The sequence below is a fragment of the Arthrobacter sp. H14 genome, from assembly GCF_000520495.1.
In the GTDB taxonomy this organism is placed as follows: Bacteria; Actinomycetota; Actinomycetes; order Actinomycetales; family Micrococcaceae; genus Arthrobacter_C.
In genome coordinates this window covers 10,276-17,695 of the sequence record NZ_KI914690.1, presented here as the reverse complement: position 1 = coordinate 17,695, position 7,420 = coordinate 10,276, and the positions used below count along the sequence as shown (strand labels likewise).

General features: G+C 60.6%; 6 protein-coding genes and 5 pseudogenes. 6 read left to right on the top strand and 5 right to left on the bottom strand.

Going from position 1 to position 7,420, the window contains the following annotated elements; all coding sequences use genetic code 11:
* From Y707_RS27650 to Y707_RS0119380, 4 genes and pseudogenes are all read left to right on the top strand, one after another.
* Positions 1-337: pseudogene (locus Y707_RS27650) on the top strand (IS3 family transposase); the annotation flags it as partial.
* 1 nt (position 338) lies between these two features.
* Positions 339-1,088, top strand: a pseudogene (locus Y707_RS27645) (DDE-type integrase/transposase/recombinase); the annotation flags it as partial.
* Positions 1,089-1,186: 98 nt separating this feature from the next.
* Complete coding sequence (locus Y707_RS0119390; RefSeq protein WP_026536305.1) at positions 1,187-1,570, top strand: type IIL restriction-modification enzyme MmeI; 384 nt, start codon at positions 1,187-1,189, stop codon at positions 1,568-1,570.
* A gap of 267 nt (positions 1,571-1,837) precedes the next feature.
* The gene (locus Y707_RS0119380; protein ID WP_026536304.1) at positions 1,838-2,773 is read left to right on the top strand and encodes an aldo/keto reductase; all 936 of its coding nucleotides are present in this window, start codon (positions 1,838-1,840) and stop codon (positions 2,771-2,773) included.
* Here the strand turns inward: Y707_RS0119380 and Y707_RS33585 are convergent.
* Positions 2,758-3,195 carry a DUF4238 domain-containing protein gene (locus Y707_RS33585; protein WP_155853168.1) on the bottom strand — a complete coding sequence of 146 codons (438 nt, stop codon included), beginning with the start codon at positions 3,193-3,195 and terminating at the stop codon, positions 2,758-2,760. The two genes, Y707_RS0119380 and Y707_RS33585, sit on opposite strands and share 16 nt — an antisense overlap.
* Positions 3,196-3,547: 352 nt before the next feature.
* Complete coding sequence (locus tag Y707_RS0119375) at positions 3,548-4,771, bottom strand: beta-ketoacyl-[acyl-carrier-protein] synthase family protein (protein ID WP_026536303.1); 1,224 nt, start codon at positions 4,769-4,771, stop codon at positions 3,548-3,550.
* A gap of 707 nt (positions 4,772-5,478) precedes the next feature.
* On the opposite strand from Y707_RS0119375, the pseudogene Y707_RS30180 reads away from it, so the two are divergent.
* Positions 5,479-5,610: pseudogene (locus tag Y707_RS30180) on the top strand (IS3 family transposase); the annotation flags it as partial.
* Between the two features lie 113 nt (positions 5,611-5,723).
* Positions 5,724-6,221 carry a DoxX family protein gene (locus Y707_RS27635; RefSeq protein ID WP_081745018.1) on the top strand — a complete coding sequence of 166 codons (498 nt, stop codon included), beginning with the start codon at positions 5,724-5,726 and terminating at the stop codon, positions 6,219-6,221.
* 221 nt (positions 6,222-6,442) lie between these two features.
* Here the strand turns inward: Y707_RS27635 and Y707_RS33580 are convergent.
* The 3 genes and pseudogenes from Y707_RS33580 to Y707_RS32305 all read right to left on the bottom strand — a co-directional run.
* Positions 6,443-6,794, bottom strand: a pseudogene (locus Y707_RS33580) (helix-turn-helix domain-containing protein); the annotation flags it as partial.
* A gap of 69 nt (positions 6,795-6,863) precedes the next feature.
* On the bottom strand, positions 6,864-7,145 hold the full coding sequence (locus Y707_RS33000) for a hypothetical protein (protein WP_026536301.1): 282 nt from the start codon (positions 7,143-7,145) through the stop codon (positions 6,864-6,866).
* A 76-nt stretch (positions 7,146-7,221) separates the two neighbouring features.
* A pseudogene (locus tag Y707_RS32305) lies at positions 7,222-7,420 on the bottom strand (ABC transporter ATP-binding protein); the annotation flags it as partial.

Here is a 7,420-nt window from a genome sequence, read left to right as displayed (position 1 = left end):
GAAGCATCCGGCGTGGGGCTGGCGCAAGGCCCGCTGGCACCTGCTGGAGCAACCAGCCTGGGACGGGGTGGCGCTGAACAAGAAGCGCGTACGCCGGCTCTGGCGGGCCGAAGGGCTCACATGCAAGCCCAAGGCCCGGAAGAAGCGGCGCACCGGACCTGGCGCCGGCGAAGAGAAGCGGCTGCGGGCCGAGTACCCCATGCACGTGGTCAGCTTCGACTTCCAGTCCGACGTGACTTCCTGCGGGCGGCATATCCGATTCTTCAACGTTATCGACGAATTCACCCGTACCGCCCTGGCCATCATCCCGCGCCGGTCTTTCACGGCTACCGACGTGAGTCAGCTTTGAAGAGGCCCAGCTGCGCTCCGATCTACGGGCCGTGGCCGGGAAGCATCCGGCGTGGGGCTGGCGCAAGGCCCGCTGGCACCTGCTGGAGCAACCAGCCTGGGACGGGGTGGCGCTGAACAAGAAGCGCGTACGCCGGCTCTGGCGGGCCGAGGGGCTCACGTGCAAGCCCAAGGCCCGGAAGAAGCGGCGAACCGGCCCTGGCGCCGGCGAAGAGAAGCGGCTGCGGGCCGAGTACCCAATGCACGTGGTCAGCTTCGATTTCCAGTCCGACGTGACTTCCTGCGGGCGGCATATCCGATTCTTCAACGTTATCGACGAATTCACCCGTACCGCCCTGGCCATCATCCCGCGCCGGTCTTTCACGGCTACCGACGTGATCGCAGCCCTGGAGAACATCATTGCCGAAACCGGCATCGTGCCAACCTACGTCCGATCGGACAATGGTCCCGAGTTCACCGCTGCCGCGCTGATCGACTGGTGTGCAACCGCCGGAGTGGATACTGCTTTTATCGACCCGGGATCGCCCTACCAGACAGCTGAAGAAAAGCCCGGGGGAGAGGCGGAGGGCAAGAGAAACAACCAGCCCGCTCTGGAGGACACGATGGCCGAAGCGAAATACTTGGCCGACGAGTGGAAAGAGATCTACAATCATGAACGGCCCCACGGATCCCTCGACGGAATGACACCGTCCAGACACTGGGAACGCTGGACCGCAGAGAACCAATTAGCTATCGCATAGCAACTGGGCTGCTAGCGGGGGCCCAACCAGTCCGGCGATGAAGCCGCCCGCGGTGAGTCCATTCCGGGGCGAGAGTTCGTGTCTGTGAAGATTGATGCATGCACATCAAGCCGCTCGCCTGGAATGAGATTCGTAAGAATGCCGCTAGTTTTGTCAACGAGTGGGCCGGGGAGACCTACGAGAAGGGTGAATCCCAGTCATTCTGGTCGGATCTGTTCGCGGTCTATGGGGTACGTCGGCGAAATGTCGCCAAGTTTGAACAGCAAGCCCGCCGAATCACCGGCGGGGCCGGCTTCATTGACGTGTTCTGGCCAGGGATGATGATCGCAGAGCAGAAATCCACCGGCAAGAGCCTTGGGGCCGCCGAGGCACAAGCCATTTTTACTGGCATGAACGGGTATTCATGGGGCGGGAGTTACTATCTTCGTTGTTCGGCAAAGCGGAACGGGAGACATGGTGATGCGTGGCGGGGTCGGGGTTGAGCACACGACAGACAGCTCCCAAGTTGTAGGCTTCGGATATGTCAGAGAATCGGAAAAGGCCTGAGCCGCGTATGACGCGGGGCGGATTTCGCTGGCAGTTGGTCGCGGTGACCTTGATGGCCGTAAACGCAATCGTGCAAATTGCATTCCGGTGGAATGAAGCCTCGTAATGTCCGATGACGAACTCGCCAGCATGTACATAGTCCACGCGGACGCGAACGTATAAACCACCAACCCGGAGGCTTCGCTTCCCGAAAAGGAACTCTCGTGAAGACAGTTACCATGCCGAACACTGAAATCGTCGCACCCAACATCCTCCTCGGACTCATGCGCATCGCCGACAAGACGGATGACGAAGTCCGCGACCTGGTGCGCACTGCACGCGACGCCGGCATCGACTTCGTCGACCACGCCGACGTCTACGGGAACGACCTGCACGGCTGCGAGCGTCGCTTCGCGGAGGCGATGCAGCTCAGCCCCTCAGAGCGGGACGCCATCACCATCCAGACGAAGGCAGGCATCGTCGGCAGCGGACCCTACTTCGACTTCTCCTACGAACACCTCATCGAGGCGGTGAACGGATCACTCGACGCCCTGCAGACCGACCGCATCGACATCCTGCTACTGCACCGCCCTGATGCGCTAGTCGAGCCGGAGGAAGTTGCCCGGGCGTTCGACGAACTCGAGGCGGCCGGAAAAGTGCGCGCTTTCGGTGTCTCCAACCACACGCCCAGGCAGATCGACCTGCTCAAGCGTTACGTCCAGCAGCCGATCGTGGCCAACCAAGTTCAGCTCTCGATGACCCACGCCCCGCTCGTGGCCCAAGGTGTCGCCGCTAACATGCTCGGCGAGCAGCAGTCGATAACACTGGACGGCGGGGGTATCGTCGACTACTGCCGTCTCCACGACATCACCTTGCAGGCGTGGTCGCCGTTCCAGGCCGGGTTCTTCACCGGGGTGTTCCTCGGTTCCCCGGAGTATCCGGAACTGAATGCCGTGATCGACCGTCTCGCCGCCCAGTACGACGTCCCGCCGATCGCGATCGCCACCGCCTGGATCACCCGGCACCCGGCACAGATTCAGGTTGTCCTCGGGACTACGAGCCCCGATCGAGTCGCGGGCGCCGCTCTCGGCTCTAATCTTCCGTTGACCCGGCCCGAATGGTACGAGCTGTTCCGGGCGGCCGGTCACCTCGTCCCATAGTCAAATACAGTGACGTCAACCCTGTCCGGCGCCCACGCTGCGATTGTCTGTAGGACGACCATTGGTGAGATGTGGGTGTCGATCTGGCTTAGGTAGGCTCGAGCGGTTCTCGTGCGAACGACTGCAGTCGCAATGAATCGCACAATGACAGCACGATCTAGGGGCGACGGATTTTCTTCCGACCGAAGAGCAGGTAGTAGCTGCGCAAACGGGGATTCCACGTCCGCGGCAAGCCATCGCTCCACTGCATCATCTGGGCACGCCCCACCCTTGAACGAATAGAAGTCTGAGACGATAGTCGCGTTGACGGGCGAGGTCAGAAATTCTCGCCCACTTCGGGAGCGCGCCGTTACTTTGTTGGCAAGCGCGAATCCTCCGACAAGTGCCCGTGTGACTGTATGGTGTCGCTTGCCTCGTGCCATGCCCTGTTCCCTTGCGCGGTTGAGCTTTGGTGATGTCTGTCCATCAGCGGGGAGGCCGCGAGTGAACGTAACGATTTCTTGTCGAAGCGTTTCCAATTCCCATTAGTCGCGTGTCAGCTCAGGCGGGCTTCCGCGCCCTCCGTCTGCTTGTTGGAAGCGGAGAAAAACGATAAACGCGCTTATGTCCGTGCTACTAAGGACGGTTGGACAACGGGGCAACTCAAGTCGCTTGGTCTGGAGAACAGTGCAGCGGGTCGCCGCCGGTCCACCGTTCGTAAAACAACAGAGCAATCACCGACCCAGCAATTTGCTTGGGTTATGGACGTTCTCACGAAACAGCAGGGGTTGTTTTTTATGCAGCGGTAATGACGAGGGCAGTGCTGTGACCGCCAAATCCAAATGCGTTGGTGATGGCAGCTCTCGACGAGCCGGCACATCCGGTCGTGGTCTTGATGACGTTGAGGTTGATCTTCGGGTCAGGGTTTTCAAGATTGAGTGTGCCCGGAAGTGATCCCGTCCGGAGGGCCTGAATGGTCACGATGGCACCAAGTACTCCAGCTCCTCCCAGCAGGTGCCCTGTCATGGACTTGGTGGAGGTGACAGGCACTTGGTTTCCGACCACAGCTGTGATGGCGCCCGCCTCAAGAAGGTCACCAATCGGGGTCGAAGTAGCGTGCGCATGGACGAATCCGATGTCCGCTGCTGAAAGCCCCGCAGCTGTAAGAGCTTTCTGCATTACGCGGTGCTGCATTGCCTGGTCAGCTGCCACGATGTCTCCGGCATCGGACGTGACGGCAGCCCCGGCGATCCGACCGAGAATTTCAGCCCCACGCGCCCGGGCGAAATCCTCCCGCTCGAGGATGACAATGCCGGCACCCTCGGCTATCACGAAACCGTTCCTGTCCCGGTCGAAAGGCCGAGAAGCCCCCGCCGGATTATCCTCGCTCGTCGAGAGCGCCCGGAGCTGAGCGAAACCGCTGATCGCCAACTCGTTCACACAGGCATCGACTCCCCCGGCAACGACAACATCAACCGCACCCGACCTGATCATCTCGAGGCCCTGGGCGATCGCTTCGGCACCGGAGGCGCAGGCACTCACTGGAGTACGGGCACCTCCTTGGGCGCCGACATCAATAGAAACCCACGCCGAAGGACCATTTGCCATGACTTGTGTCAGCGTATGCGGAGAAACCCGGCGTGGACCGCCACTATCCAGAATTCGGACCTGAGACAGAACTGTGCCCAGACCTCCGTAACCAGAGCCAATCACCACCGCGAGGCGGTCAGGATCAACTGCTGGCCGCCCGGCCTGTGCCCATGCCTCACGCGATGCAACGAGTGCCAAATGCCCACAACGATCCATCCGCCGGTATTCCCTGGTCGAAAGCAGAGCACCGGGCTCCGCAGAGACGAGCCCGGCTACACGCACCGGTAGCTCTTGCGCCCACGGTTGGTCCAGCAGTGCGATTCCCGACCGACCCTCCAAAAGCCCGTTCCATGTCTGGGCGACCGTACCCCCGACAGGAGTCATGGCACCCATACCGGTCACCACCACCTCAACCGCATTCGCAACCATAGGGACCCGTCCTTTTACTGTTAAGACAACACCGTTTATCCTGCCAGCAACACGGTGAGCCACCGAATGGAACTTTCTCAGTACCTTACAAAAGTGCAGACCCCTCCCACTGGACAGGAAAACCCAGCAGCGCGACCCACTTGGTGTTACTGGCCAATGACCACCCTCGGCACTATGTTGGCAGTCACCCCGATCAGGCATCCTGAGTGTGTTTACACCCACACACACCCTCAACTGGGTATACCAGCGCAGAAGAAAACGTACCCATGAAGCACGAGGTCGCTCATGTCGTATGCGCTGCTATCGGCAGTTTGGCTGGGCCCGCATCTGAAGAGCCGCTTCCTGCCTCACCGAACAACAACATCACCGTCGTTCTCCCTCCAAGCACGCGGACGCCGCCGTGCCCAACGTCGGACCATTAAATCCTGGCCGCGGTCAGGGATTAGATTTTGGGTCACTATTAGCTGTACACCAACGATTGATCAAAGCGCTTTCAATTCCAACGGGCATACCGCCTGTCTGAGCGGCATTGACACCGTCAAGATAGAGACGTCCGACTTGAGGCAATGGGGTTTACACGCCGTTTTCTAGCTTCTCGGTGATAGTTCACTGGGGTTGCATCGAGGACACGTCTCACCATTTCGGTGAGGAAGTAACCTGGCTGTAAATTACGTGGAACCCGCTCGTACTGGATGATGACACGCGGCAGGCAAGAACTGCGCTTGGCGATCATCACCTGGATCGAACGGACCTACCACCGCCGGCGACGGCAGAAAGCGCTCGGTGAACTAACACCGATCGATCTTGAGACAATCAACAACATGGCGCTAGCCGCCTAAAAACTATCAACCCCACGAGTCAACCAAACCGTGAGCAGTTCGAACCGGACTCAAAACCGGGTGCAAAGACCACCTCTTTCGAAAGTCCCCTCTAGAATAGAAATGGCCAACCCATGAATACACATCCGCTGACCACCACCGCCCAGACAGTCCTGCGCGTCGCCGCAGGATTCATCTTCGCAGCCCACGGCTGGCAGAAATTCAACGAATCCACCATTGCCGGCACACAGGCCTCTTTCACGGAGATGGGCGTCCCAGCCCCGGAAATCGCAGCCCCGGTCATCGCGACCCTCGAACTCATCGGCGGCATCGCCCTGATCCTGGGCCTCCTAGCCCGCCCGCTCGGAGCCCTGCTGGCACTGGACATGGCCGGCGCTTTCTTCATCGTCCACCTGCCCGCGGGAATCTTCGTCGCAAACGGCGGCTTCGAACTAGTACTCATCCTCGGCGCCGCCGCGCTCGGCATCGCCCTAATGGGAGCCGGCCGCCTGTCCCTGGACCACGCACTCTTCGGCCGCCGCAACTCAAAACTGCACCTGCTCGCCTCCAACCCCGACAACAGCGGCCGAGGTGACCGACGCAGGATGAGCCACGCTCACGAAACCCACTGAACCGACACCAACGTACCAACGTCCCGCAGTTGGGCCTGCTCCGGGGAAACCGCCGAGCAGGCCCAGCACCGTCAAACGGCCCACGCGACTCTGTCGTGCAGATACACTCGCTGCGTTGATACCATCCTCGGCCCCCCGGCCGAGATCAGCCTAGACGCCGCGGCACTGAAAACAGCCTGCGAAAGACCCGAAATTCACTGCTTCTAAACGATTTGAGTTTCAGAGGTGGCCCGATAAGCGGAGCCGGCCTTGGTGTTGCGCCGCAGCTCACGGGAAACGGTCGAAGCTGACCGCCCGATCGCAGTGCCGATCTGCCGCAGGGATTGCCCTTGCGCGCGCAACACTGCGATCTCCTCACGCTGACCGAAGGTCAGGCACCGGCCCTTCAGGTCTCGGGCCCCGGCGCGGACGTACACCACCGGCCTCTATCAAAACCCTGCGCCCGGTCCGCCGGCTCGTATTGATCGGAACCACGGCATCGGTGATGAAATCACCAGCCTGCATACCAGCCCAAAACAGCTGCAAAAGATCCGGCCTCAGATAAATCGAATAACCCGCCACAACAACACCCATCTGCTAAGTATTGCAACCACCGCAAGAACCCAAGGATCCTCATATGTGCAGCAGACAGATCCGTCCTGGCTAGTAACCGGAGATCACTCGCCCCTCTAGGTCCGGCGGTAATGATTCATAGGTGTAGGTGGAAACGGCCATGGGGGACTCCGACCGGCTCAGAGCCAGCGAACACTGTGCTTGTTCTTGCTCCCGCAGATCAGTATCCCGACCGTCGGAGACCGAGGCGCCGATTCCGTCTCGAAACGACGGGCCGTGGGCAAAGATCTGGGCGGACGCAGGGAGCAATTTACCGACTGTCAGATCAATAATGCTCGCCGCCTCATCGATGCCGGACAACCCGTCACCCACGTTGCGTGTGACCTGGGGATGTCACGGGCCACCCTTTAACGCCGCATGGCAGAGTTGGAGGCGAAGCAGTGGCTCATCAACCACTAAGATTCAGCTGCCCAGTCTTTGGGATTAATAAACCTCCAGGAAAGACGACAGCTTCGCCGGCCACCCGAAGGCACAGCTGCCCGCCCGGGCGGGCTAACAAGGCGTTCCAGTGTCGAATGGTGATCGTCTCCCGCGCCGGGTCCGCGACACCGGCCGGTTCCGCGTGCAGCTGGATGCGGACGGTGGTT

What these genes read in the sequence shown, in the direction of transcription:
- Y707_RS0119390 (WP_026536305.1), top strand. Translation starts at nt 1,187, where the DNA reads ATGCACATCAAGCCGCTCGCCTGGAATGAGATTCGTAAGAATGCCGCT.
- Y707_RS33585 (WP_155853168.1), bottom strand. Translation starts at nt 3,195, where the DNA reads ATGGCACGAGGCAAGCGACACCATACAGTCACACGGGCACTTGTCGGA.
- Y707_RS0119375 (WP_026536303.1), bottom strand. Translation starts at nt 4,771, where the DNA reads ATGGTTGCGAATGCGGTTGAGGTGGTGGTGACCGGTATGGGTGCCATG.
- Y707_RS27635 (WP_081745018.1), top strand. Translation starts at nt 5,724, where the DNA reads ATGAATACACATCCGCTGACCACCACCGCCCAGACAGTCCTGCGCGTC.